This window comes from Bradyrhizobium uaiense, from assembly GCF_010811875.1.
Taxonomy (GTDB): domain Bacteria; phylum Pseudomonadota; class Alphaproteobacteria; order Rhizobiales; family Xanthobacteraceae; genus Bradyrhizobium; species Bradyrhizobium uaiense.
Genome location: NZ_VKHP01000134.1, coordinates 1 through 25,436 on the forward strand (window position 1 = coordinate 1; position 25,436 = coordinate 25,436).

Annotated in this window: 24 protein-coding genes; 9 read left to right on the forward strand and 15 right to left on the reverse strand. The window is 64.7% G+C overall.

Annotated features, from left to right (window positions below):
* Both FNJ47_RS27550 and FNJ47_RS27555 read left to right on the forward strand, forming a co-directional pair.
* A partial coding sequence (locus tag FNJ47_RS27550) for a peptidoglycan-binding domain-containing protein (protein WP_175068427.1) occupies window positions 1-457 on the forward strand: 457 nt, incomplete at its 5' end.
* Window positions 458-786: 329 nt separating this feature from the next.
* Complete coding sequence (locus FNJ47_RS27555) at window positions 787-2,529, forward strand: SGNH/GDSL hydrolase family protein (RefSeq protein WP_163158818.1); 1,743 nt, start codon at window positions 787-789, stop codon at window positions 2,527-2,529.
* Between the two features lie 138 nt (window positions 2,530-2,667).
* Here the strand turns inward: FNJ47_RS27555 and FNJ47_RS27560 are convergent, their stop codons facing one another.
* Both FNJ47_RS27560 and FNJ47_RS27565 read right to left on the reverse strand, forming a co-directional pair.
* Window positions 2,668-3,045, reverse strand: a complete 378-nt coding sequence (locus tag FNJ47_RS27560; RefSeq protein ID WP_163158820.1) for a CsbD family protein — start codon at window positions 3,043-3,045, stop codon at window positions 2,668-2,670.
* Between the two features lie 59 nt (window positions 3,046-3,104).
* Window positions 3,105-3,839: an SDR family NAD(P)-dependent oxidoreductase gene (locus tag FNJ47_RS27565; RefSeq protein ID WP_163158822.1), complete on the reverse strand. Its 735-nt coding sequence runs from the start codon at window positions 3,837-3,839 to the stop codon at window positions 3,105-3,107.
* Window positions 3,840-4,020: 181 nt separating this feature from the next.
* Between FNJ47_RS27565 and FNJ47_RS27570 the strand changes: the two genes are divergently transcribed.
* Window positions 4,021-4,800, forward strand: coding sequence for an SDR family NAD(P)-dependent oxidoreductase (locus FNJ47_RS27570; RefSeq protein WP_163158824.1), 780 nt, complete (start codon window positions 4,021-4,023; stop codon window positions 4,798-4,800).
* Window positions 4,801-4,912: 112 nt separating this feature from the next.
* On the forward strand, window positions 4,913-5,800 hold the full coding sequence (locus FNJ47_RS27575; RefSeq protein WP_163158826.1) for a TauD/TfdA dioxygenase family protein: 888 nt from the start codon (window positions 4,913-4,915) through the stop codon (window positions 5,798-5,800).
* A gap of 223 nt (window positions 5,801-6,023) precedes the next feature.
* Here the strand turns inward: FNJ47_RS27575 and FNJ47_RS27580 are convergent, their stop codons facing one another.
* Complete coding sequence (locus tag FNJ47_RS27580; protein WP_163158853.1) at window positions 6,024-6,683, reverse strand: YqgE/AlgH family protein; 660 nt, start codon at window positions 6,681-6,683, stop codon at window positions 6,024-6,026.
* Between the two features lie 136 nt (window positions 6,684-6,819).
* Between FNJ47_RS27580 and FNJ47_RS27585 the strand changes: the two genes are divergently transcribed.
* Entirely contained in the window at window positions 6,820-7,659 is an 840-nt protein-coding gene (locus FNJ47_RS27585) for a protein-disulfide reductase DsbD domain-containing protein (RefSeq protein WP_163158828.1), read from the forward strand.
* 268 nt (window positions 7,660-7,927) lie between these two features.
* Window positions 7,928-8,359, forward strand: coding sequence for a response regulator (locus tag FNJ47_RS27590; protein ID WP_347341726.1), 432 nt, complete (start codon window positions 7,928-7,930; stop codon window positions 8,357-8,359).
* 20 nt (window positions 8,360-8,379) lie between these two features.
* On the opposite strand, the gene FNJ47_RS27595 is transcribed toward FNJ47_RS27590, so the two are convergent.
* Window positions 8,380-11,904 carry a chemotaxis protein CheB gene (locus FNJ47_RS27595; protein WP_163158830.1) on the reverse strand — a complete coding sequence of 1,175 codons (3,525 nt, stop codon included), beginning with the start codon at window positions 11,902-11,904 and terminating at the stop codon, window positions 8,380-8,382.
* 136 nt (window positions 11,905-12,040) lie between these two features.
* Between FNJ47_RS27595 and FNJ47_RS27600 the strand changes: the two genes are divergently transcribed.
* From FNJ47_RS27600 to FNJ47_RS27610, 3 genes are all read left to right on the forward strand, one after another.
* Window positions 12,041-13,048: a chemotaxis protein CheB gene (locus FNJ47_RS27600; RefSeq protein ID WP_163158832.1), complete on the forward strand. Its 1,008-nt coding sequence runs from the start codon at window positions 12,041-12,043 to the stop codon at window positions 13,046-13,048.
* A gap of 233 nt (window positions 13,049-13,281) precedes the next feature.
* Window positions 13,282-13,668, forward strand: coding sequence for a hypothetical protein (locus tag FNJ47_RS50410; RefSeq protein ID WP_165445898.1), 387 nt, complete (start codon window positions 13,282-13,284; stop codon window positions 13,666-13,668).
* Between the two features lie 166 nt (window positions 13,669-13,834).
* Entirely contained in the window at window positions 13,835-15,235 is a 1,401-nt protein-coding gene (locus FNJ47_RS27610; protein WP_175068428.1) for an oligosaccharide flippase family protein, read from the forward strand.
* A gap of 145 nt (window positions 15,236-15,380) precedes the next feature.
* Here FNJ47_RS27610 and FNJ47_RS27615 read toward each other — a convergent pair whose 3' ends face one another.
* From FNJ47_RS27615 to FNJ47_RS27665, 11 genes are all read right to left on the reverse strand, one after another.
* Window positions 15,381-16,169, reverse strand: a complete 789-nt coding sequence (locus FNJ47_RS27615) for a 3-hydroxybutyrate dehydrogenase (RefSeq protein WP_092118875.1) — start codon at window positions 16,167-16,169, stop codon at window positions 15,381-15,383.
* 12 nt (window positions 16,170-16,181) lie between these two features.
* Window positions 16,182-17,351 (reverse strand): DUF3734 domain-containing protein, encoded by a 1,170-nt coding sequence (locus FNJ47_RS27620; RefSeq protein ID WP_163158836.1) that lies wholly within the window; start codon window positions 17,349-17,351, stop codon window positions 16,182-16,184.
* 106 nt (window positions 17,352-17,457) lie between these two features.
* Window positions 17,458-17,955, reverse strand: coding sequence for a CAP domain-containing protein (locus FNJ47_RS27625; protein WP_076860877.1), 498 nt, complete (start codon window positions 17,953-17,955; stop codon window positions 17,458-17,460).
* A 252-nt stretch (window positions 17,956-18,207) separates the two neighbouring features.
* A complete protein-coding gene (locus FNJ47_RS27630; protein ID WP_163158838.1) occupies window positions 18,208-19,254 on the reverse strand; it encodes a sulfate/molybdate ABC transporter ATP-binding protein in 1,047 nt (348 codons plus the stop codon).
* On the reverse strand, window positions 19,244-20,206 hold the full coding sequence (gene cysW / locus FNJ47_RS27635) for a sulfate ABC transporter permease subunit CysW (protein ID WP_163158840.1): 963 nt from the start codon (window positions 20,204-20,206) through the stop codon (window positions 19,244-19,246). Before cysW ends, FNJ47_RS27630 begins: the two co-directional genes overlap by 11 nt.
* Before the next feature lie 9 nt (window positions 20,207-20,215).
* Window positions 20,216-21,022 carry a sulfate ABC transporter permease subunit CysT gene (cysT, locus tag FNJ47_RS27640; RefSeq protein ID WP_076860875.1) on the reverse strand — a complete coding sequence of 269 codons (807 nt, stop codon included), beginning with the start codon at window positions 21,020-21,022 and terminating at the stop codon, window positions 20,216-20,218.
* A 46-nt stretch (window positions 21,023-21,068) separates the two neighbouring features.
* Entirely contained in the window at window positions 21,069-22,058 is a 990-nt protein-coding gene (locus tag FNJ47_RS27645; protein ID WP_163158843.1) for a sulfate ABC transporter substrate-binding protein, read from the reverse strand.
* Window positions 22,059-22,261: 203 nt separating this feature from the next.
* Window positions 22,262-22,984 carry a phosphoadenylyl-sulfate reductase gene (locus FNJ47_RS27650; protein WP_165445900.1) on the reverse strand — a complete coding sequence of 241 codons (723 nt, stop codon included), beginning with the start codon at window positions 22,982-22,984 and terminating at the stop codon, window positions 22,262-22,264.
* A 2-nt stretch (window positions 22,985-22,986) separates the two neighbouring features.
* The gene (locus tag FNJ47_RS27655) at window positions 22,987-23,502 is read right to left on the reverse strand and encodes a DUF934 domain-containing protein (RefSeq protein ID WP_163158847.1); all 516 of its coding nucleotides are present in this window, start codon (window positions 23,500-23,502) and stop codon (window positions 22,987-22,989) included.
* A complete protein-coding gene (locus FNJ47_RS27660; protein WP_163158849.1) occupies window positions 23,489-25,144 on the reverse strand; it encodes a nitrite/sulfite reductase in 1,656 nt (551 codons plus the stop codon). The genes FNJ47_RS27655 and FNJ47_RS27660 overlap by 14 nt, the downstream gene beginning before the upstream one ends.
* Before the next feature lie 27 nt (window positions 25,145-25,171).
* Window positions 25,172-25,436 (reverse strand): DUF2849 domain-containing protein (locus tag FNJ47_RS27665; RefSeq protein ID WP_163158851.1); only part of this gene is annotated, 265 nt, incomplete at its 5' end.

Consider the following 25,436-nt stretch of genomic DNA (forward strand, 5'->3'; position numbering starts at 1 on the left):
GGCCGACCGCGCCAAGGTGATGCCGCTGTCGCAATGGGAGCAGCTCGGCGTCAAGCGGCCCAACGGCCAGCAATTCCCGCGGCCGTCCGACAAGGCCTATCTGCTGGCGCCGGCTGGCGCCGAGGGTCCGGGCTTCCTGATGCTGCAGAACTTCCGGGTGATCATGAAGTACAACCCGGCCGAGGCCTATGCGCTCGCGATCGGCCATTTCGCCGATCGCCTGCGCGGCGGGGCGCCCTTCGTGCAGCCCTGGCCACGCCAGGAACGGGTGCTGTCGCGCGCCGAACGGCTGGAACTGCAGCAGCTGCTGGCCCAGCGCGGCTTCTACAAGGGCACGCCTGACGGCCAGTTCGGCGGCCAGACCCGCGAGGCGCTGCGCGGCTTCCAGGTCTCGATCGGCGCGCCGGCCGATGGTTTTGCCACCGCCGAGGTGCTGGAGCGGCTGCGGGGACGGTAGCTAAACGACGAGCTTGTAACCGCAAGCTCGCTGCACCTCTTCCGCTGCGGGAGAGGTCGGATTGCATCGGAGATGCAATCCGGGTGGGGGCTGTCTCTGCACAATGACCAGTCCCATCGCGGCAATACCCCCACCCTCCCCCGCAAGCGGGAGGAGCGCAGTTCCGTCGCGGTGCCACCGGGCCCCCGAAAGTAACCGTGAAATCCGGTATTTGCCCGGCGCCTTGACGGCGGCCGGAGGCACCCGATTTATGGTGGAAAAGCTGCCCGCTTGCGGCCCGATTCCGCTAGTATGCTCACGTACTTCCAGATCATTTGCGACCGAACTCGATGGCCAAGCCGAAGTCCTTCCTGCGCATATTCACCGAAGCCGGTCCGCTGGTCGCGCTGGCGGTGGCGCTTGCGCTGTTGATCGGTATCGCGCAGCCCGCCTCGGCGCAGTTTTTCGGCTTTCCCGGTTTCGGCGGCGGACCGCCGCAACCGCAGCGCCGCGCTCCGCAGCACGGCGGCGGCGGTGGCGGCGGCTGGTTCGGCGGCGATTTCTTCGCGCCGTTCCAACAGCAGCAGCAGCAATCACAGCCGCAACGGCCGCGCGAGGATTTCTCCCGTGCTCCGGCGCCGGCCAAGCGCGAAGCCGCCGCCGAGCGCAACGTGCTGGTGATCGGCGACGCCATGGCCGACTGGCTCGCCTATGGCCTGGAAGATGCCTATTCCGACCAGCCCGACATGGGCGTGATCCGCAAGCACAAGACGGTCTCCGGCCTGATCCGCTATCAGCCGAAGGGCGACCCCGCGGATTGGGCCGCGGCCGCCAAGGGCATTCTCGCCACCGAGAACCCGGACGCCATCGTCGTGATGCTCGGCCTCAACGATCGCACCTCGATCCGCGAACCGGTCGTGGAGAAGAAGGTCGACAAGAAGGACGAGAAAAAGGACGCGCGCGGCAAGCCGGATGCAAAGCCAGGCGATAAGCCCGATGCCGCCGCCAAGACTGATGGCAAGTCCGACGGCAAGACCGACAACAAGGCCGACAACAAGCCGGCCGATGCCGAGCCGCCGGCCGACGACGCCGAAACCGACTCGCAGGCCGCGCCGGAAAAGACTGCGCGCTCGCCCAACGGCCTCTATGAATTCCGCGACGACCGCTGGGTCGAGCTCTATGGCAAGAAGATCGAGGAATTGATCAACGTGCTGAAGAGCAAGGGCGTGCCGGTGCTGTGGGTTGGGCTGCCTGCGATCCGCGGCCAGAAGGGCACGTCGGACATGCTGTTCCTCGACGCGCTCTATCGCGACGGCGCCGGCAAGGCCGGCATCACCTATGTCGACGTCTGGGACGGCTTCGTCGACGAGGCCGGCCGCTTCATGCCGAAGGGCCCGGACTTCGAGGGCCAGCCGCGCAAGCTGCGCTCCGATGACGGCGTGTTCTTCACCAAGGCCGGCGCGCGCAAGCTCGCGCACTATGTCGAGCGCGGGGTGACCCGCCTGCTTGCGGTGCGCTCCGGCCCGATCGCGCTGCCGAGCGAGCCGGCAACGCCCGATACCAGCGCCGATCCCGGCAAGCCGGCACCGCGGCCGCTGGCAGGACCTGTGCTGCCGCTGGTTGCCTCCACGGTCGGCACCGATCAATTGCTCGGCGGACCAGGCTCGCGGCCCGCTGCCGTCGATGCGCTCGCCGCGCGCACGCTGGTGAAGGGCGAGGCGCTGGCGCCGCCCGCCGGCCGCGCCGATGATTTCGTCTGGCCGCGCCGCGAGATGGGGCGCGAGCAGGCCAAGGGCGACGTGCCGGTTGCAGCAGCCACGCCGGCCGCACCGGCGGCGAGTGGACCTGCGAATCCGCCGCCCTCGACCACGGCGATTGCGCCCGACGGCTCGATCATCACCGCACCGAAGCCGCAACGACGTGCGTTCCGACCGACTCAGGCGCAGCCGCAGCAACAGCAGCCGCAAACCCAGCCCTGGCTGCGCGACCTGTTCGGCTTCGGCGCGCCGCAGCAGCGTCCGCTGGTCGCCCCGCCGCGGCCACCGCGTGGCGTCGGACAGCGCGCCGCAGCGCCTTGGAATCCCTGGCAGTAGACGGCGCGTGACGCGCGTTCAAATCATGAAAGAATTGTAGGGCGGGTTAGGCGAAGCCGTAACCCGCCGATATTGCTTGCGCGGTGAGACGGCGGGTTACGCTATCGCTAACCCGCCCTACGGATCTACCGCGAGGCTTCAACCGTAATAGCGCCAGCGTGACGGCGGCGGGCGGCGTGGCTGGCGCGTCATCAACAGCGCGAGCGCAAAGCCGATGCCGCCGGCGATCAAGAGCGATCCCAGCGGATTGTCCTGCACCGTCTGCGCCACCGCCTTCTGTCCGCTGCGAACGGTCTCGCCGCGATGCTCATAGGCATCCTTGGCATAGTTGACCGCGGTATCAGCCGCGTCGCGGGCAGCATCCTTGGCCTGGCCGTAGAGATCCTGCACTGCACCGGCGGCTTCGCGCACGCGGCCCGAGGCCTGCGTCTGCGCATCGCCGGCGGCCTCGCCGACTGCGCCTTCGGCCTTGCCCGCGAACTCCTTCGCCGTTCCGAAAATCCGATCCTTGTCCATCGTGACGCTCCCTGAATTGTCTGGGAGCTAACCGGGCAAGCGCGCGCAAGTTCCTGGAGCTAGAGGATCAGCCCGCCATCGACCACGATGGTCTGGCCGACGATGTAGGCGGCGAGCGGCGAGGCCAGGAACAATGCGGCGCCCGCCATGTCGGCGGGCGTGCCGAGCCGCTTCAGCGGAATGCGCTCGAGCGCGCCTTCGAGGCGTTTGGGATTCGCGGTGGTCGCCTTGGTCATCTTGGTGTCGACGAGGCCCGGCGCGATGCCGTTGACGCGGATGCCGTTCTCGGCCCAGGCCTCGCCGAGCGTACGCGTCAGCCCGACGGCGCCGGTCTTCGAGGCGTTGTAGGCCGGATTGCCCATGGTGGAATGATACGCCGCGGTCGAGCTCACGATGATCAGCGAGCCCTTCGCGGCGCTGAGCATCGCGTGGAATTTGGTGGCGCAGGCCATCAGGCTCATCAGATTGACTTCGAGCACCTTGCGGAAACCCTCCATCTCGAATTCCCCACGGCGGTAAATCACCGCGCCCTGCGCCAGCACCAGCACGTCGAGCCGATCGAACGACGGCGTGAGGCTTTCGATCGCCTGCGGATCAGAGACATCGAGTTGCGCGTAGGCCAGGCCTTCGAGATGCGAGCCTTCCTCGGCGGAATAATCACTCGCCTGTGCACGGGTGCCGTAGACGGCAACGCGCGCGCCCTTGGCGCGGAAGGCCTGCGCGATGCCGTTGCCAATGCCGCTGGAGCCGCCGACCACCAATACCTGCTTGCCGCCGAAATCGAGCTCGTTCATCGCGCGTTCCTCTCTCGTGCTGTTTTCTTGATTGAGCATGATCCTTTGCGAAAAGCCAACCGGGAAACTTGCGTTAACGCGCTGCGCGCATACCGATAAGGGATCGCCGGTTTGACGTATCTGCAGATCGGTGCCAGCGTTTGATCGCACATCGCGCAAAAAAATCACCGGGAGGTCCGTCATGTCCGAATACAAGCAGCTCAGCCGTTCGGTGAAGGGCCTGACCGTTCTCATCACCGGTGCAGCGAGCGGCATGGGCCGCGCGACCGCGCGCGTGTTCGCCGACGAAGGCGCCAATGTCGCGGTCACCGACCTGACCGAAGAAGGCACGCAGGCGGTAGCGAAGGAAATCTCGGCGAGCGGAGGCTCGGCCAAGGCCTGGACGCTCGACGTCGGCGATCGCGACGCGATCACCAGAGTCGTCAACGATGTCGCCGCGCATTTCGGCGGGCTCGACATCATCGTCAACAATGCCGGCATCTCGGTGCGGATGCCGATCGACGATCCCGGCTACGAGGACGCCTGGGCCAAGGGTATCGCCGTGATGCTGACCGCGCATCCGCGCATCATCCGCGCCGCACTGCCATACCTGCGCAAATCGCGCTCGCCCCGCATCGTCAACATCGCCTCAACAGAGGCTCTGGGTGCAACGGGCCTGCACAGCCCCTACTCCGCGGCCAAGGGCGGCGTCACCAGCCTGACCCGCTCGCTCGCGGTGGAGCTGGGGCGCGAAGGCATCACCGTGAACTGTATCTGCCCGGGCCCGATCCGCACCGGAATCACCGACCGCATCTCCGAGGAGCACAAGACGATCTACGCCAAGCGCCGCACCGCGCTGGCGCGTTACGGCGATCCGGAAGAGGTCGCGCACATGACGCTGAGCCTGTGCCTGCCCGCGGCATCGTTCCTGACCGGCGCCGTGATTCCGGTCGACGGCGGGTTGATGGCGCGGAATGCCTGACCCGCGCCAAGCCCACACTTCGCCGCGAAGCGTTGACAGGACGCGCGTCGGGAGTAGCCTTCGCGTCAAACGAAGCGGGACAACCGCCCGCACGATACGGGGAGATGCGCCAATGACCGTCCTGATCCGGCAGCTTCACAAGCATTTCGTCGGCGAGGTCTCCGGCGTCGATCTGCGCAGGCCGCTGACGCAGCAGGAAGCCATCGACATCGAGGCCGGCATGGACAAATACGCCGTGCTCGTCTTCCACGGCCAGGACATATCAGACGAACAGCAGATGGCGTTCGCACTGAACTTCGGCGAGCGCGAAGCCTCGCGCGGCGGCACGGTGACGAAGAAGGAAGACTACCGCCTTTCCTCCGGACTCAACGATGTCGGCAATCTCGGCAAGGACGGCAAGCCGCTGCCGAAGGACCACCGCACCCATCTGTTCAATCTCGGCAACTGCCTGTGGCATTCCGACAGCTCGTTCCGGCCGATCCCGGCAAAATTCTCGCTGCTGTCGGCGCGCGTGGTGAACCCGAAGGGCGGCAACACCGAATTCGCTGACATGCGCGCGGCCTATGACGCGCTCGACGACGAGACCAAGGCAGAGATCGACGACATGATCTGCGAGCACTCGCTGATGTACTCGCGCGGCTCGCTCGGCTTCCTCGACTACACCGACGACGAGAAGCAGATGTTCAAGCCGGTGCTGCAGCGCCTGGTGCGCACCCATCCGGTGCACGGCCGCAAGTCGCTGTACCTGTCGTCGCACGCCGGCGCCATCAGGGGCATGAGCGTGCCGGAGGCGCGGCTGTTGCTGCGCGACCTCACCGAGCACGCGACGCAGCCCGAGTTCGTCTATGTGCACAAATGGACGGTGCATGACCTCGTGATGTGGGACAACCGCCAGACCGTGCACCGCGTGCGCCGCTACGACCAGTCGCAGCCCCGCGACATGCGCCGCGCGACGGTCGCCGGCACCCAACCGACGGTCGCGCAGGAAGCGGCGGAGTAAGCCACACCCACCGCTGTCATAGCCAAACCCACGCTCGCGTAGCCAAACCCACGGCTGTCGTCCCGGGCAAGCGAAGCGCGACCCGGGACCCATAACCACAGGGCGCCGTTGTTGCGCGAGGCTGTGGCCCCAGCGCGGCGTTACAACTGCATGCGGTGGTTATGGGTCCCTGCTTTCGCAGGGACGACACTGAGGATGTGGCAACCGCTACAATGACAACGCGTCAGGCGTGCCCGGCGTCGTTCGACAGCATGCCCGCTTCGATGCCGATCTTGCGCAAAGCGCGCGCATATTTCTCGTCGACATCGGTGCCGAAGATCAGCTCCGGATCGGCATCGCAATGCAGCCAGCCATTGTGCTGGATCTCGTTCTCGAGCTGGCCCGGCGCCCAGCCGGCATAGCCGAGCGCGAGGATCGCGTGCTTGGGGCCGGCGCCCTTGGCGATCGCTTTCAGGATATCGACGGTCGCGGTGAGCGAGATGCCGTCGTCGATGTTCAGCGTTGCGTCCTGGATGTAGAAGTCGCTGGAATGCAGCACGAAGCCGCGGCCGGTATCGACCGGGCCGCCCTTCATCACCTTCATCATCTCGGCATTCTCGGGCAACATGATCCGGTCCGATTTCTCGATGATGTCGAGCTGCACCAGAAGCCCGGGGAAATCGATGCTGCCGGCCGGCCGGTTGACGATGATGCCCATCGCACCCTCGGACGAATGGGCGCACATGTAGATCACGGAGCGTTCGAACCGCGGATCGTTCATGACAGGCATCGCGATCAGCATCTGGCCATCGAGATAGCCACCTTCGGTCGCATGGGGACCGACGGCCGGGCTTCTGCCGGCGGCGGTCTTGCGAGTCTTGCCTGTTTTGCCTTCAGGGCGCATCCGCAAAGGCCTCTCCTGCTGATTTGGCATCCTGATATTGGGTGGCGGTTCTGTCAATCAACCATCGGCCGCGGTGCGGCGATGCATCACAAGCAATTCAATGGTTTGCACCGAAAGTTGCGGGTAAAGACGTCTCATGATCGTCACAGTTCCCCTGCGGGCCGCATTGGCTGTTGCCGCCTTGTTATCCGCCGCATTTGTGGCAACGGAGGTTCGCGCCGACGATGCCTCGCCGTGGCAGCAGGACACGCATTCCGCGGTGCGGCTGCTCGCGGGATCGCGCAGCGGCACGGTGCTGCTCGGCGGCATCGCCTTCCAGTTGCAGGACGGCTGGAAAACCTACTGGCGGACGCCGGGCGATTCCGGCGTGCCGCCGCGGTTCGATTTCTCCAAGTCGGATAACGTCGATGCGGTCACGGTGATGTGGCCGGCGCCGCGCCAGTTCGACGACGGCGCCGGCGGTACCTCGCTCGGCTACAAGCACCGGGTGGTGCTGCCGCTGCGCATCGTCGCGAAGAATCCCGACAAGCCGTTGGTGCTGCGCGCCGACATCAGCTACGCGGTGTGCGAGAAGCTCTGCGTGCCGGTGGAAGCAAAGGCAGAGCTCGCGTTCGCAAGCGTCGCCTCGACCGAAGATGCCGCGCTGTCGGAGGCGCTCAACGCGGTGCCGAAGCCCGCCAATATCGGCGATCCCACCCCGTTCACGATCCGCGACGTCAAGCGCGACGACAAGAACAACGTGCTGGTCGATGTCGCCGCGCCCGACAACAAGGAGCTCAGCCTGTACGTTGAGGGGCCGACGCCCGACTGGGCGCTGCCGGTGCCCAAGCTCGTCGAGCACGCGCCGCCGGGCGTGAAGCGCTTCTCTTTCGAGCTCGACGGGTTGCCGCCGGGCGCCAAGGCGGAAGGCGCCGCGCTGAAGCTGACGCTGGTCGGCGGCGACAAAAGCTACGAATTCAATATCAATTTGAACTGACGCGTGGATTGGTCCCTGAAGCCAAACGCACACAGGCGATCAGGGCCGCGATGGCTTGCTCGATTCTGGCGGCTGTCGCAAAAAGCGCGAGGAACCCGGACGTTTTGAGGGCGTTGGCTATCGGGAGTTTGGTGGAACGTTCCCACTACTCCCGCGATATCTCGCCGGAACGCCGCGTGGTTCAAAACCCTGAACCAGCGCACAGGGCTGCCGTTTTCCTTGCGCCCATCGCTGCCATTTTCGTTGTAGTGTTTTCGAGGAGTTGCCCGTGGCTGTGCATCGCGTCTTGATCGTCGAAGATGAGCCGATGATTGCCATGATGGTGGAAGATTTCCTGGAAGATTTGGGATGGGACATCGCAGGCTGGGCCGGCGGGACAAAACAAGCTCTCGCGATGGCGCGGGACGCCGACATTGACGTTGCCCTGCTCGACGTGAACCTCAGCGGCGAGGACACCTTTGCCGTGGCCGATATTCTGAGCGAACGCGGCATTCCCTTCGTGTTCGCAACCGGCTATGGCGCAGACGGCGTGGCCGATCGTTTTCGGAGTGTGCCGACGCTGACAAAGCCTTTTCAGCGTGACGAATTGGACCATGCCTTGCACCAAGCCACGGCGGGAGTCCGCAATTCGTTCGGAGACCAATTCGCCGACCCGACATCACAAGCTTGGCCGAGCAAAGCGAACTCCGCCGGCTGTTAGATCGTCGTTCGGGACGCGCGTTACGGATCGACGTCCAGAGCCGTCGGAAGCTGTACATCGATCGTGCAGATCACCCCGCTGGAGGCAAACTCACGCCGAACGGTCGAATTCGGTATCGCCCTTTCGATCAACTCGCTGCCAAAACCCTTTGTTTTCGGCTCGGTGATCTTCGGCCCGCCGCGCTCGCGCCAGATCACGGTAAGGGACGGCTGGCCGTTCCGTTTTTCCAGATTCCAGCTCAGATCCACGGTACCGGCACGCCGCGAAAACGGGCCATATTTGGCAGCGTTGGTGGCGAGCTCGTGGAAGACCAGCCCGAACGGGGTTGCCAGATCGGCAGGCAGGAACACCGGTTGGCCCGTGATTTTGACCCGATCGGGATTGCCGCCGACATGAGGCTCGAATTGTTTGCGCGCCAACGTGCCGAGATCGGCGCCCCTCCACTCGGAGTCCACCAGCAGTGAATGGGCCGCCGCGAGCGCGGCGAGGCGGCCGTCCAGGCGGTCGGTGAATTCCTCGTAGGATTTGCTGAAGCGCCGGGTTTGATGCGCGATCGACTGCACCACGGTCAGCGTATTCTTGACGCGGTGGGTCAGTTCGCGGAGCAACAGCCTCTGCTGCGTCTCCCATGCTTTGCGCTCGGTAACGTCCCGCGTGCTCTCCAGCGCAAGCTGCTGCCCGCCGACCGTCTCCAGGATGATGCTGCTCTCAACCGTTAACTCCCGGCCGCCTTTGGTCCTGTGCTTGATCTCGCCGCTCCAGCTGCCTTCATCATGCAGTCTGGCTCGCAGTTCGGCGAATGAGCTTCCGGGCACGGTCGTACCCAGCAGCTTCTCCTTTTTCTTTCCGACCGCTTCATCGCGGCTGTAGCCATAGAGCTGCTCGCTGCCGCGATTCCATTCCAGGATCGTGCCGCTGAAATCCCAGATGAAGATCGGATCGCGCGAAAGCTCGACCAGTTGCGTCTCCTGGCGGAGCTTGCGTTCGCTGGTTCGGAGCGCTTCTTCCGTAAGCCGCCGGTCCGTCATGTCGACAAACGTGAGGACGACGCCGTCGATCTTGTCATCGACCGTGCGATAGGGGCGCAGGCGAACATCATACCAGCGACCGTCGCGACTGCGGATTTCGTGCGCAATCGGCGTGAGGTTGGAGAGCACCCTGCGGGCGTCGCCGACCAGGCCATCATATTCGAGCCGGTGAGCGAAATCCGAGATCGGGCGACCCTCGTCGCTCGGCGTGATGCTGAACAATTCGGTGACCTGCTGCGTGAATCGCTTGATGCGCAGGCTGGAATCGAGGAACAGCGTGCCGAAATCGGTCGCCGCCATCAGGTTTTGCAGGTCGCTGTGCGCGCGTGAGACGGCCTCGAGCTTCAGCTTGAGTTCGCTGTTGACGGTTTGCAATTCCTCATTGATCGACTGCAGCTCCTCCTTGCTGGTCTCCAACTCCTCGGAGGTCGAGCGGTATTCCTCGTTGATCGATTGCAGTTCTTCGTTGGCTGCGCGCAATTCCTCGTTGGCGCTCTCGGATTCCTCCCGGGTCGTCCGCAGCCGCGCCTGGGTCTGCTGCAACTCTTCGCGCAGCCGATTGATGATTTCGTTGCCTGCGCCGATCTCAGCCGACTGGCCATCGGTAACCTGTTCAACCGCGCCGCCCTCGATGAACAGCACGATCGCCCTGTTTTCTCCACCATCGTCGTGGTCCTCGGCGGGCTTGACGTGCATCAGCACCCGGTGCGGCGAGCCGTTGAACCGGACCGGGATGGGCAGGCTGAGCCAGGGCTGCGCGGTTTCGAAAACCCTGTGCAGGGCCGACCGCAATTCGAAGCGCAGTTCGGGCCGCACCAGATCGACGACATTGCCGCTCAGCGGCCCGCCGGCCGGTTGCAGGAAACGCCCGGCATTCTCGGACATGTGCAGGACGCGATGCGATTGGTCGACGAGAATGCTGGGGGGCGCAAGCTTCTCGAGCGCCTGGCGGTGCGCGGCAGCCTCGTTCAGCAGCGCGCTGGTGCTGGGCGGCCGCATCGGATGCGCGGCCTGCTCGTGCACGACGGCAACGCTGCCGAGCAGGCGCGGCAGCAGACGCAGCTCGCCCGGCGCAGCCGAGGATTGGTAGATGCGCGCCTTCCGGTCGAAGGTGCGGAATTGTCCGGGCGGGTTGTCGGCGCTCTCCGACGTGCCCAACATCAGAAAGCCGTCGGGATGGAGCGCGTAGTGAAACGTATTGCACGCCAGTTCCTGGAGATCCCGATCCAGATAGATCAGCAGGTTGCGGCAGGCGATGAGATCGAGGCGCGAGAACGGCGGATCCTTGAGCAGGCTATGGCTCGCGAACAGCACCAGGTCGCGCAACTCCTGGCGAACCCGATAATGATCGCCTTCCTTCACGAAAAAGCGCCGCAGACGGTCTTCGCTGACATCGGCCTCGATGGCCGCGGGGTACTGGCCCTCTCTCGCCATCGCGAGCGCCCTGGCATCGATATCCGAGCCGAACACCTGGATCGTCGGCCGGATGTCCTGCCGAGAGGCCTGCTCCAGCAGCAGCATCGCGACCGAATAGGCTTCTTCGCCGGTGGCACAGCCGGGCACCCAGACACGGATCGCGCGATCGGACAATTTGCCGTGAAACAGTTGCGGAATGACCTGCAGCTCGAGCGTCTGGAACGCTTCCTTGTCGCGGAAGAATGACGTCACCGAAATCAGGAGGTCACCGAGCAGCGCCTGAGCCTCGTCGGGACTGTCGCGAAGCACGTCGTAATAGGCGTTCGGGCTGTCTGACCTCGTCACCTGCATGCGGCGCGCAATCCGGCGCAGAATCGTCGCCCGCTTGTACTTGGAGAAATCGTGCCCAGTCCGAACCCGAACATGCGCCAGGATCCGCCGCAGCAGGTCGGAATTCAAGCCGCGCAGGTCGGCCGGGGTTCCATTGTTCTTTTCACGCACCAGCTCGGTCAGGCGCTGGGCAATCTCGCGGATCGGCAGGATGAAATCCGCAATGCCGGTCGCAATAGCGGCACGCGGCATCGAGGGGAATTCCGCTTCGGTCGGATCCTGCACGAGAATGATGCCGCCGGACTCCTTGACGGCCCTCACGCCGACGGCGCCGTCGGAGCCGGCGCCGGTAAGGATCACGGCGCAACCATCGCCGTGCTGCTCGGCCAGCGAGCGGAAGAACAGGTCGATCGGCGCCCGTTTCCCGCGCGGCTCCTCGAACTCCGCGGTAGCGATCTCGTCGTCGGTGATGTGCAGGCGGCGATCGGGCGGGATGACGTAGACATGATCCGGTTGCAGCGCCACCGGATCTCCAACCTGGAGCACGGGCATATGGGTGCGCGCGGCCAGGATGTTGGACATCTCGCTGCGGGTATCTGGATCGAGGTGCACGACCACGACGAAGGCCGCGCCGGTTTTTTCCGGCAGCGCAGCAAACAAATCCTGCAACGCCCGGACGCCGCCGGCAGAAGCGCCAATGCCGACGACAATGGTCTTGGGACGGTTAGGCTCCGCTTCCTCGTTCCGCTCCTCGTCGCTCCCTTCACCCATCCGCGCGGCTCACTTCTTTATCGGTCTCCATCTATCTCATTTATCAGAAGTTTCAGCCGGGAGATATTCGTCGGTGCTGATTTCGGAACGAATGCCCCGAGCGCGGGTTCCCCTCACGGGCGCCTGGAGCATTTGGATGACCAATCGCGATGTCCTGGCCATAGGGACTTCCGCCGGGGGGTTTGAGGCGCTGCGCTTCCTCGCCGGCGAATTCTCGCGCGATTTTCCCGCTTCCGTTGTGGTGACGATCCACCTGTCGAGTCAATTCCGCTCGGAGCTTGACGCGATCCTGACCCAGGCGGGTCCGCTGCCGGCCAGCTTCGCCGTCGATGGCGAAAGACTGGAAAGAAGCCGGCTCTATATCGCGCCGGCAGAGCGTCACCTCATCCTCGAAAGCGGGCATTTGCGGCTGGGATCGGGGCCGCGCGAGAACAACGCCCGGCCGTCACTCGACCCGCTGTTCCGGTCCGCGGCCCTGTGCTGCGGGCCGCGAACCGTCGGTGCCGTTCTTACCGGAACGCTGGGAGACGGCGCTGCGGGTCTGTCGACGCTGAAGCAATGCGGCGGCATCACCGTGGTGCAGGATCCGAGCGACGCCGCTTTCCCGGAGATGCCGACCACGGCCCTGGCCCGCTCGCATCCCGATCATGTCGTTGGCCTCACGGGCATGCCGGCGCTGTTCGAAACACTGGCGCGGCAACCGGCAGGGCAAGCGATGCCGATCCCCGGCAACCTCCAATATGAGGTCGACATCGCCAGCGGTGGACGTAGCAGCATGCACGAAATGGATCGGATCGGCCGACGATCGGTACTCGCCTGCCCTGACTGCCACGGCGTCATGTGGGAATTCGATGACGGCGAGCTCGTGCGCTACCGTTGCCACGAGGGTCACGCCTACTCGGCCGAGGTGATGAGCCTCGCCCTCGACGACAATCTGAGACGGGCCTTCGGCATCGCCTTGCAGGCGCTCGACGAGCGGGTCGCCCTCGCCAGGAAACTGGAGGCGCAAGCAAGCACCGGCGGCCAAACCAGAGTCGCCAAGTCCTGGGCGGCCAAGGCGGCCGAGTTCGAGGCGGAAGCCAAGGTGATCCGCGATTCGATCCGGCGCACCGACGAGATCGCGGCCCGTTTCACCGAGGCGTAGGAAGGCGGGGCAAGGTTTCTGCCTTCACTTTTGAACGGATGGAACTTCTCCCGTCACTGGGCGTTTCGCTGTCGCCGAACCCATTCTCGGACTGTTGACTTGCAGGGATCGGGAGACCGACCATGCTCCTCAAGCTTAGCGGACATATCTCGAATTGCGTCGAGCGCGCTGCCAATGCCGAGCAGCGCGCGCGACAGGCGGCCGATCCAGCGACCCGCAGCGATAACGAACTGTTGGCCCAGAGCTGGCGCCATCTCGCGCTGAGCTATCAGTTTGTCGAAAGCCTCGAGCGCTTTTTGGCGGCGTCTGATCGGAACACGAGAGACGTCGTCTCGCCGGAAATGCTGCCCATTGTGAAGGAACAGCTCGCCACAGACGAGCAGCCGGCGGCGCCCGAAAGCAGGCCGGTGATCCGGCGCCGCCGCCGGCGGATCAAGCATCAGGTCTCGTTCGAGGATCGCCTTTTGCAATCTGCACAGGACGCGCGCGAGAAGGCGGCCCGGCTGCCTCCAGGCGCCGCGCGCGACCGTTTGCTATCGAAGGCCCGGCAGAACGAAGCCGCGGTAAACATCGATAGATGGATTTCGGCGCCTGGATCGCCTCGGCCGGACAGATCTTGATATAATAAGGAAACCGAAGGCCGGATCGTTGCGGCGGTCCCCCGGTCGCTGTCGCAGCAGCGAAGGCGGTCGATTGCGCCCACCCAACCCAATCTTAACGTTTCGTTGATAGATCGGGGGCCATTGCCGCCTTGCGGCGCTTTGGGAATTTTCCGCTTTGGCTGTGATGGAGACACGATCCGCAACCTCTGCCTCTGCCGCAAGCTCTGCGCCATCGGGCCCGGTCGCACGCCTGCGCGGCCTCGCTGCGCGCCTGCTCGGCGGCACCAAGGAGGCATCGGTCACCAAGCGCCTCGCCGGCATGATCTTCGTCATCCGCGTCATCAGCGCCGCCATTGCCTATCTGGCGCAGATCCTGCTGGCGCGCTGGATGAGCGGCTCGGATTACGGCATCTACGTCTATGTCTGGACCTGGGTGCTGCTGCTCGGCAGCACCATGGATTTCGGCATCGCGCCGTCCTCGCAGAAGATCATTCCGGAATATCGCACGCGCGGCGACCTCGCCGCGCTGCGCGGCTTCCTCTCCGGCGGCCGCTGGGTGGTGCTTGCGGCGTCGAGCACGGTGGCGCTGCTGCTCGCCGGCGTGATCCACCTCGCCTCGCCCTGGATCGACCCCAACGCGGTGGTGCCGCTCTATATCGGCTGCCTGACCTTGCCGCCCTTCGTGGTCGCCAACACCCAGGACGGCATCTCGCGCGCGCATGACTGGATGCAGCTCGGCCTGATGCCGCAATTCATTGTGCGGCAGGGGCTGATCATCGCGCTGACCGCCGGCGCGCTGGCGCTCGGCCTCAACCTTGGCGCCACCGCTGCGATGATCGCGAGCGCCGCGGCGGTGTACATCGCAGCGATCGGCCAGATGATCGTGCTGAACCGCCGCCTCAAAGCCCATCTCGGGCCGGGCGAGAAGACCTACGACGTCAAGGGCTGGTTCGCGATCTCGCTGCCGATCATGCTGGTCGAGAGCTTCTATCTCCTGCTCGGCTACACCGACGTGCTGATGCTGCAGCAGTTCCGCTCCTCCGAGGAGGTCGGCATCTATTTCGCCGTGGTGAAGACCCTGGCGTTGGTATCGTTCGTGCACTACGCGATGGCGGCGACGACGGCGCATCGCTTTGCCGAGTACAATGCGCTCGGCGACAAGGACCGGCTGTCGGCCTATGTCGCGCACGCCATCAGCTGGACGTTCTGGCCCTCGCTGCTCGCCACCATCGCCCTGCTCGCCTTCGGCAAGCCGCTGCTCTGGCTGTTCGGTCCGAAATTCGTCGATGGCTACAGCATCATGTTCGTCGCTGCGATCGGACTCGTGGTGCGGTCGGCGATCGGGCCGGTGGAGCGGCTGTTGAACATGCTCGGCCACCAGAGCATCTGCGCGACCGCCTATGCGGTATCGTTCTTCATGAATGTCGGGCTCTGCATGACGCTGGTGCCGCGCTATGGCGGCATGGGCGCCGCCGCCTCGACCTCGCTGTCGCTGATCTTCGAGACCATCCTGCTGTTCGTCGTGGTGCGCTCGCGCCTCGGCCTGCACGTGCTGGCATTCGGGAAGCGGCGGCCGGCGGCATAGCTTTCCGCCAAACGCGACCTCTCGTGCGCCGCTCTCGCCCTCAAATTCCAATTTCAGTTAAGCCAGTTCCGTTCCGATCAAAAAACAAAAGCCGGCCCTGATCTGATCAGAGCCGGCTCTGTCGTGAGCAATTACAACGAAACGATTACTCCGCGGTCCAGCCGCCGTCGATCGAGAGATTGGCGCCGGTGATCTGCGCGGCATCGTCACCGCACAGGAACAGCGCGAGTGCTGCGACCTGCTCGGAGGTGACGAACTCCTTGGTCGGCTGGGCGGCGAGCAGCACGTCCTTGATGACCTGCTCCTTGGTCATGTTGCGCGCCTTCATGGTCTCCGGAATCTGGTGCTCGACCAGCGGGGTCCAGACATAGCCCGGCGAGATGCAGTTGCAGGTGATCTTGAACTGCGCGAGTTCGAGCGCCGCGGTCTTGGTCAGGCCGGCGATGCCGTGCTTGGCCGAGACATAGGCCGACTTGAACGGCGAGGCGACCAGCGAGTGCGCGGAAGCCGTGTTGATGATGCGGCCCCAGCCGCGCTTCTTCATGCCGGGCACCGCGGCACGGATGCCGTAGAACGCCGACGACAGATTGATCGCGATGATCGCTTCCCACTTCTCCGGCGGGAATTCCTCGATCGGCGACACGAACTGGATGCCGGCATTGTTGACGAGGATGTCGACCGAGCCGAAGGTCTTTTCGCCGAGCGCGATCATGTCGGCGATCTCGGCCGGCTTGGTCATGTCGGCCGGCGAATAGGCCGCCTTGACCTTGAAGTCGGTCTCGATGCCGGAACGCTCCTTCTCGATGTCGGCCGGCACGCCCATGCCGTTGAGGACGATGTTGGCGCCGGCGCCGGCGAAGGCGCGCGCATAAGCCAATCCGATGCCGCTGGTCGAGCCGGTCACAACGGCGGTCTTGCCTGTCAACGTACCCATTGTTCTTCGCTCCTATTTGCTTGCAGGGGGTGTGGGTTCGTCCCCCGTGAGGTCGTAAGTCACCATGGTTTCCCCGGACTGCGGGCGTTCTAGCCATTCTTTGTGACGCATCGACAAATGCACGTCGCGCACGCCGGCGCCCCAGTGCTCGACCATCGCAACATGGGAGAAGTCGTAGTCCTTCGACGAGCTCTCGTAATTCTTGCTCTTGTAGATCAGGTGAACCACCGTGACGGTGTTCTCCTTGGACGCCTTGCGCAGCAGCTCGACCGACGGATCGTTCTTCAAATAATCCGGCAGCTTGCCGATCAGGTCGCGCACCGCCATGCGGGCGTTGTGGACCTGCTTGTTCTTGTCGGTGTTCATCCGCGTCCGGCTGGAATAGCGGATGTCCTTTTCGCGCTCGGCGGCCTCCAGCAGCGTCTCCGGCAACGGCCCGCGCGCGCTGAACAAATCGACCTGGAAGATCAGGAGATCGCGGCTGGTCTCCTCGTCGAGCACGAAGTCGAGCGGCGTGTTGGAGGCGATGCCGCCGTCCCAGTAATGCTCGCCTTCGATCACGACGGCGGGAAAGCCCGGCGGCAGCGCGCCCGAGGCCATGATGTGCTCGGGGCCGATCCTCTTGCCGAGCTTCTTGAACTCGTAATTGTCGAAATAGCGGAAATTGCCCGAGGTGACGCCGACCGCGCCGACCGACAGCCGCGTCTTCAGATCGTTGATACGATCGAAGTCAACCAGCCGCTCCAGCGTCTTCTTCAGCGGCGCGGTGTCGTAATAGCTCAGCGATTGCGAGCTGCCGGGCGGCCACAACGGCGCCGGCGGAATCCGCGGCGCGAAGAAGCCGGGCACGCCGAAGGTCGCGATGATAGCGGCAGAGGTCTCGTTGAACAGCGAGCGGGCGCGCTCATGTTTCGAGACCGGATTCCAGGGCACCGGCGCCGACACCATCTCCCAGAATTCCTTCAGCCGCGGCACACGCTTGTCCGGCTCGTTGCCGGCGATGATCGCGGCATTGATGGCGCCGATCGAGATGCCGGCGATCCATTCCGGCTCGAAGCCTGCATGACAGAGCGCCTGAAAGGCGCCGGCCTGGTAGGAGCCGAGCGCGCCGCCGCCCTGAAGTACCAGCACACGCTGCGCTTGCGCGGGCGTCGAGGCCGGCGCGGTCTCAGAAGTATCCATTCGCAACCGTTCGGTCAGAAATGACGTGAGCCGCACCGTGGCGGCTGTTCGCCGCGGCGTCAATCAGCGAGATCAAGGGGTTGGATCACGCGGAATTTATCGAAGGTCAGGTTGCCGCCAGAATGAGCGTCCAGAACACCTTGTATTTGGTATTCGGAGCATAGACGGCCGCGATGCCCATTTTTGTGACACCACTCTTCAGCATATTGGCCTTGTGCGGCGGTGAATCGCGCCAGCCCGAAAAGGCTTCCGCCAGCGTGTGGTAGCCGGCCGAGATGTTCTCGACCGCGACGGTCGCGGGATAGCCGCCGGCCTCGAGCCGCTTGCCGAGCGGGGCCTTGACGTCATGGTCCATCTTGTTGCGGGCCGCCATCGCCTGCGATTGCTGCTCGGCGAGCCTCGTCAGGTCCGGATCGACCACGACGGTGCCGAGGCCATTATTCTGGCGGTACTGCGAAAACATGATCGCGGCCGCCTGGCTGTCCAGCACGGCGCCGGGCTGCGCCATGTTGAGATACATGGCCGGTTCTTCCGGGATTTTGGTGTCCGTGCCGCAGCCGGCAAGCACCAGAAGCCCGAACAGGGCGACCGTCGTCCGTTTCACAGGTGAAAACCCCCAAGGTTGGCGCGCCGTTGTTGCATACCAACCGTGGCTGAATGGTGAACAGGGGCTAACTTTTGGCCAGCAATAGCCACCGATCTCCGGGACGCCCGTTCTCCTTCCCCCTGAAAGGGGGAAGGTCGGGATGGGGGTCTGGCCACAGGCGACAGCCGGTGTTGCGGGGACAAGATCCCCACCCGCTTTGCTCTGACGAGCAAAGCGACTTCCCCTTTTCAAGGGGAGGTTTGAGCGGCCCTACTGCGCCGCAAAAATCCGGTAGCGGCGGGGCTGCAGCGAGACGATTTCGCCGGCCTGCAGCTCGCGGTCGCGGGGGGCGTCGATCTCGATCACGGTCTTGCCCTCGCTCCCCGACAGCGCCACCTCAGCGCGCTGGATCGGACCGAACGAACGGACATGCCGGATGGCACCTTCCAGCGCGCCGGTTCCGGCCGGACCGACCGCCATGTCGTGGCGGCGGACGAACAACTTGGCCGCGCCGGACGCGGCGCCCAGTGCCGGAATGTTCAGCGGACGGCCGTCGAGCCGTACAGCGTCGCCGGCCACATCGACCGGCAGCACGATGGATTCGCCGATGAAGCTGTGCACGAACGCGGTCGCCGGATTGTCATAGACCTCGCCGGGCGAGCCGATCTGCTCGATCTTGCCCTTGTCCATCACCACCACCCGGTTGGCGACTTCGAGCGCCTCCTCCTGGTCGTGGGTGACGAAGATCGAGGTGACGTGGATCTCGTTGTGCAGCGAGCGCAGCCATTGCCTGAGCTCCTTGCGCACCTTGGCATCGAGCGCGCCGAACGGCTCGTCGAGCAGCAGGATGCGCGGCTCGATCGCGAGCGCACGCGCCAGCGCGATGCGCTGACGCTGGCCGCCGGACAATTGGCTGGGGTAGCGGTTGGCGAGCCAGTCGAGCTGCACCAGATCGAGCAAATTCTTGACGCGGGCGCGGATCGTCGCCTCGTCCTTGCGGATCGCGCGCGGCTGCACGCGCAGGCCGAACGCGACGTTCTCGAACACCGTCATGTGGCGGAACAGTGCATAATGCTGAAACACGAAGCCGACCTGGCGCTCGCTGGCGCCGCGCGACAGCGCATTCTCGCCGTCGATCGCGACCTCGCCGGAGTCGGGCCAATCGAGCCCTGCGATGATCCGCAGCAGCGTCGTCTTGCCGGAGCCGGACGGACCGAGCAGCGCCAAGAGCTCGCCGTCGGCGACCTTGAGATCGACATTGTCGAGCGCGGCAAAGCTGCCGAACCGCTTTACGATATTCTTGACTTCAATCGCCATCGGGCACCTCTGCCTCGTCGAGCCGCCGCTCGAGAACGGTCTTCGCCACCAGCGTGATCAACGCCAGCATCGCAAGCAGCGATGCGATCGCGAACGACGCGACGAACTGATATTCGTTGTAGAGAATCTCGACCAGCAGCGGCATCGTGTTGGTCTCGCCGCGGATGTGGCCGGAGACCACGGATACCGCGCCGAACTCTCCCATCGCGCGCGCGTTGCAGAGCAGGACGCCGTAGAGCAGGCCCCATTTGATATTGGGCAGCGTGACGCGGAAGAAGGTCTGCAGGCCGGAGGCGCCGAGCGAGATCGCCGCTTCCTCCTCCTGGGTGCCCTGCTCCTGCATCAGCGGGATCAGCGCGCGCGCCACGAAGGGGAAGGTGACGAAGATCGTCGCCAGCGCGATGCCGGGCACCGCGAACAGGATGTGGACGTTGTGCGCCTGTAGCCACGACCCGAAATAGCCCTGCGCGCCGAACAGCAGCACGAAGACCAGACCCGAGATCACGGGCGAGACCGAGAACGGCAGATCGATCAGCGTGATCAGGAAGGTCTTGCCAGTGAATTCGAATTTCGAGATCGCCCAGGCGGCGACCACGCCGAACACGAGGTTGAGCGTGACCGAGATCGCCGCAACCAGCAGCGTCAGCTTGATCGCGGCAAGCGCCTCGGGCTCGGCCAGCGCCGCGAAATAGGCGACGATGCCCTTCGAGAACGCCGACGCGAACACGACGACCAGCGGAAGCACGACGAAGATGCTGAGGAAAGCGATGGCAAGCGCAATGATGACAAGGCGGATCGGGCCCGGCTCGGTACGCGGGTTGCGTCGCGCGGTGCCCGGCTCCGCACGCCCGATCTCGAGCCGTGGCGCCGGCGCAGCAACGCCGACATCGGTCGCGGGCGCGTAGGTCCGCAGCTGCGTCGTCGAGGTCGCCAATCCCGTCTGCATCGACATCTCTGGGCCTCAATGCACGGGGATGCGGGCTTGCGCCCAGCGCTGTAGCCGGTTGATCAGGAAGATGATCAGGAACGAGGCCACCAGCATCACCACCGCGATCGCGGTGGCGTCGGCGTAGCGGAATTCGGACAGCCTGATCACGATCAACAGCGGCGCGATTTCGGAGACGTTGGGCAGATTGCCGGCGATGAAGATCACCGAGCCGTATTCACCGATGGCGCGGGCGAAAGCGAGCGCAAAGCCGGTGAGCAGCGCCGGAATCAAGCTCGGCAGGATGACGCGAAACACGGTGTGCCAGCGATTGGCCCCCAGGCTCGCGGCCGCCTCCTCGATCTCGGGATCGAGATCGATCAGCACCGGCTGCACCGTGCGCACCACGAAGGGAATGCCGATGAAGATCATCGCGATGAAGATGCCGATTGGCGTGAACGCGACCTTGATGCCGAGTTCGGCCAGCGGCGCGCCGAGCCAGCCCTTTTGCGCGAACAGCTGCGTCAGCGCGACGCCGGCGACCGCGGTCGGCAAGGCAAAGGGAACATCGACGATGGCGTCGAACAACCGCCGGCCCGGAAACCGATAGCGCACCAGCGCCCAAACGATGATGGTGCCCATCACCAGATTGACGCAGGCGGCCGCAAACGACAGTCCGAACGAGATCTTCAGCGCGTTCAGGGTGCGGCGGCTGGTGACGATGCCCCAGAACTGATCGAGGCTGAGCTCGAACGTCTTGAGGAACAGCGCGGCCAGCGGGATCAGGATGATCACGGAGAGCCAGGTCAGGGTCAGTCCCATGGTGAGACCAAACCCCGGCAGGGTACTGCGCCTTGCAACCGCTGTGCTCACATATCCCCCTGTTCAATCAGTTCTTGTAGATCTGATCGAAGATGCCGCCCTCGGCGAAGTGCTCCTTCTGCGCCTTGGTCCAACCACCAAAAACGTCGTCGATGGTGAAAAGTTCGACCCTGGCGAAGGATTTTTCGTACTCCCTGGCGATCTCGGGATCGCGCGGCCGGTAGGAGTTGCTCGCGGCGATCTCCTGGCCTTCCTTGGTGTACCAGTACTTCAGATAGGCTTCGGCGACGGCGCGTGTGCCCTTTTGATCGGCAACCTTGTCGACAACGGCGACCGGCGGCTCGGCAAGGATCGACTGCGGCGGCGCCACGATCTCGAACTTGTCCGCGCCGAATTCGCGCAACGCCAGGAAAGCTTCGTTCTCCCACGCCAGCAGCACGTCGCCGACGCCGCGTTCGACGAAGGTCACGGTCGAGCCGCGCGCACCGGTGTCGAGCACCGGAACGTTCTGGTAGAGGTCGGCGACGAACTTCTTCGCCTTGTCGGCAGAGCCGAACTTCTTCTGCGCATAGCCCCAGGCGGCGAGATAGTTCCAGCGCGCGCCGCCCGAGGTCTTCGGGTTCGGCGTGATCACGGCAACGCCGGGCTTGATCAAATCATCCCAATCCTTGATGCCCTTGGGATTGCCCTTGCGGACCAGGAAGACGATTGTCGAGGTGTAGGGCGAGGCGTTCAGCGGCAACCGCTTCTGCCAGTCCGGCGCGATCAGGCCCTTGGCTGCGATCGCATCGATGTCGTAGGCCAGCGCCAGGGTGACGACATCAGCCTGCAGACCGTCGATCACGCTACGCGAGGATGCGCCGGATCCGTTATGCGACTGCTTGATCTCGACGCTCTTGCCGGTTTCCTTCTGATAGGCCGCGGCGAACGCCTTGTTGAAATCGACATAGAGCTCGCGCGTCGGATCGTAGGATACGTTCAGCAGCGAATAGTCGGCCGCAAAGGCCGAACTCGCCCACAACAACCCCGCGACCAGCGGCAGGATACGACGGATCATTTCTGTCTCCATTCAACCTGAGAATGTCAGGGAACACGCAAGACATAACTCACGGCGAAGTGGCTTTAAGTCAACGAAACCGGTTTTCTTTGTTTTCGGCGGCGCAGCGCGCTTGTGCTACGAAGCCGCCGCGCTGCGAAGGCTTTGTCGCGCCGCTCGATTGCGATGCACGACCATCGCGATCGAGCGACTAGCGTCATGCTCTACGACATCTTCATCGTATGGATGCCGCATTCCGTCTTGGCCCGGCCGCGCCAGCGGCCGTCGCGTGCGTCCTCGCCGGAAGCAGCCCGGCTCGAGCAAGGCATACACCCGACCGACTGATATCCCGATGCGACAAGTGGATGCGGCGGCAGCTTGCCGAGGGCGTAGATCGCCTCGATCTCCTCGCGGGAGACATGGGCGAACGGATTGAATTTCAGCCTGATCCCATCGTGCTCGACGACGGGGATGTCGGCACGGGCGTTGCCCTGGAAACGCTTGCGACCGTTGATCCAGCCGGCGAACGGCTTCAGCGCACGCGCCAGCGGCTCGACCTTGCGGATGCGGCAGCAGGCATCGGGATCGGTGAACCACAATTCGCGGTCCGGATCCTGGCGCGACAGCGCCTGCTCGTCGGGCTTGATCGAGCGCACATCGGTGAGACCGAGCGTTTTGATCAGCGTGTCGCGATAGGCCAGCGTCTCCTCGAACAGCCAGCCGGTGTCGAGGAAGACCACCGGGATCGCCGGATCGACATCCGCCATCACCTTGAGCAGCGCGGCGGACTCGGTGCCGAACGACGACACCAGCGCCAGCCTGTCGCGGCCGACCGTCTTCAGCGCGGCCGCGATCACCTCGGCGGGCGATGCCGTGCACAACGCGCGATCGAGCGCATCGGCCGCGGACAATGCGGCCGATGCCGCCGCGAGCTCTGGTGCAAGCATGCTCACTGGCCCGCGCTCTCCGAGTGACGCAGCTGCATGCGGCGGTTGAGTGCGGTGACGCGGCCGTCGCCGGTCGGCTGGTAGAACACCGAATAGCGCTTCATGGTCTGGGCGAACGCGTCGGCGTCGGCATCCTTCTTGACCTCGAAGGCGTCGAAGCCCGCGCGCGTCATGAACACGAACTGGTCGCGCAGGATCTGCCCGGTGGCGCGCAGCTCGCCGTCATAGCCGTAGCGTTCGCGCAGCAGGCGGGCCTGGCTGTAGGCGCGGCCGTCGCGGAAGGTTGGAAACACCAGCGCGACCGAGGCCAGCCGACCGAGATGCGGCACGAGATCGTCGAGGTTGCGGTTGTTCGGCCAGATCACGCCCACCTTGCCGGCGCGGCGCAGCAGCGCCTCCGGATCGGCGAGAAAGCGCTCGGCCGTGACCAGCACCGCACCGTCGCCGGGCAGCTCGGCGCCGTCGGTGACATGTACGAACAGATCGGTGGTCAGTCTTCCCTGCTTAACGAGTGGCATAGACCCGCTCCCTGATAGGCTCGACGCCCAGACGCTTCACCGTGTCGACGAACAATTCTTCGGGACGGTCGCGCAGCGCGAGATAGGCTTCGACAATGTCTTCGATCACATCGGCGACTTCCGCATAGGGAACGGCCGGGCCGATCAAGGTGCCCAACTGCGCGTTCTCGTCGGCGCGGCCGCCGATCGTGATCTGGTAGAATTCCTCACCGTTCTTCTCGACGCCGAGAATGCCGATGTGGCCGACATGGTGATGGCCGCAGGCATTGATGCAGCCGGAAATGTTGATGTGCAGCCGGCCGATCAGATCGGCGGTGTCGTGGTTGGCGAAGCGGCGCGTCAGCTCCTGCGCGATCGGGATCGAGCGCGCATTCGCCAGCGAGCAGTAATCCAGCCCCGGGCAGGCGATGATGTCGGTCACCAGATTGACGTTCGGCGTCGCCAGGCCGAGCCGGTCGAGCGCCTTGAACAAGACCGGCAGATCGCGCTTGGCGACATGCGGCAGCGCCAGGTTCTGCTCGTGGCCGACGCGGATCTCGCCAAAAGAATATTTGTCGGCGAGGTCGGCGACCGCGTCCATCTGCTCGGCGGTGGCGTCGCCCGGAGGACCACCGACCGGCTTCAGCGACAGCGTCACGATCGAATAGCCCTGCACCTTGTGCGCGGACACCGAGTTCTTGCGCCAGCGCTCGAACAGCTTGTCATGCGCGGCCTGCTTCAGCTCGTCCGGCATGTGCGGCAGCTTTTCGTAAGCCGGGTAGGAGAAGCGCGAGCGGACCTCCTCGATGGCGGTGTGATCGAGCGTCAGCCCGACATCGCCCATCGCCTTCCACTCCTCCTCGACCTCCTTGGCGAACTTCTCGATGCCGAGCTCGTGCACCAGGATCTTGATACGCGCCTTGTAGATGTTGTCGCGGCGGCCGTACTGATTGTAGACCCGCAGGATCGCCTCGATGTAGCTCAGGATATCGCGGCCGGAGACGAACGGCTTGATGGTCTTGGCGATGAAGGGCGTACGGCCGAGGCCGCCGCCGACCAGCACCTCGAAGCCGGTCTCGCCGTCGGCATTCTTGTGCAGCCGCAGGCCTATGTCGTGGATCTTGATCGCGGCGCGATCGTGCTCGGCGGCGGTGATCGCGATCTTGAACTTGCGCGGCAGGAACGAGAATTCCGGATGCAGCGTGGTGTGCTGGCGGATAATCTCCGACCAGATCCGCGGATCCTCGATCTCGCCGGGCGCGACGCCGGCCCACTGGTCCGAGGTGACGTTGCGCATGTTGTTGCCGGAGGTCTGCATCGCGTGGATGCCGACCTCGGCGAGATCGGCCAGCGCGTCGGGCAGCTCGGCGAGCTTGATCCAGTTGAACTGGATGTTCTGCCGCGTGGTGAAATGGCCGTAGCCGCGATCGTAGCGGCGCGCGACATGGGCGAGCCGGCGCAGCTGCTTCGACGACAGCGTGCCGTAGGGGATCGCGACGCGGAACATGTAGGCGTGCAGCTGCAAATACACGCCGTTCTGCAAGCGCAGGATCTTGAATTCGTCCTCGGTGAGCTCGCCGGAGAGGCGGCGCTTCACCTGGTCGCGGAATTCCGAAACACGCTCGTTGATCAGCGTGCGGTCGAGTTCGTCATAAGCATACATGTTCGATGAGCCTTACGCCGGCGCGCCTTACGCGGGGACCTGGAGATCGATGGTGACGCCCTTGGCGCGGATGTGTTCGCGGAGATTGCCGGGCTTGACCTTGCCGCCGTCCTTGAGCTCGACCGGCGCGATATAGGGGCCGACCGCGCCGACGTCGTCGGCGGTGGCCTCGGCCAGCAGCGCGCGGGCATCGTCAGAGGTGCTGACGACGGCGGAATAGGCGAGTTCGGTGGACCAGCCTTGCTTGGCGGTTCGGTACACGACGGCGCCGTCCCAGGTGCGGTTGGCGGTC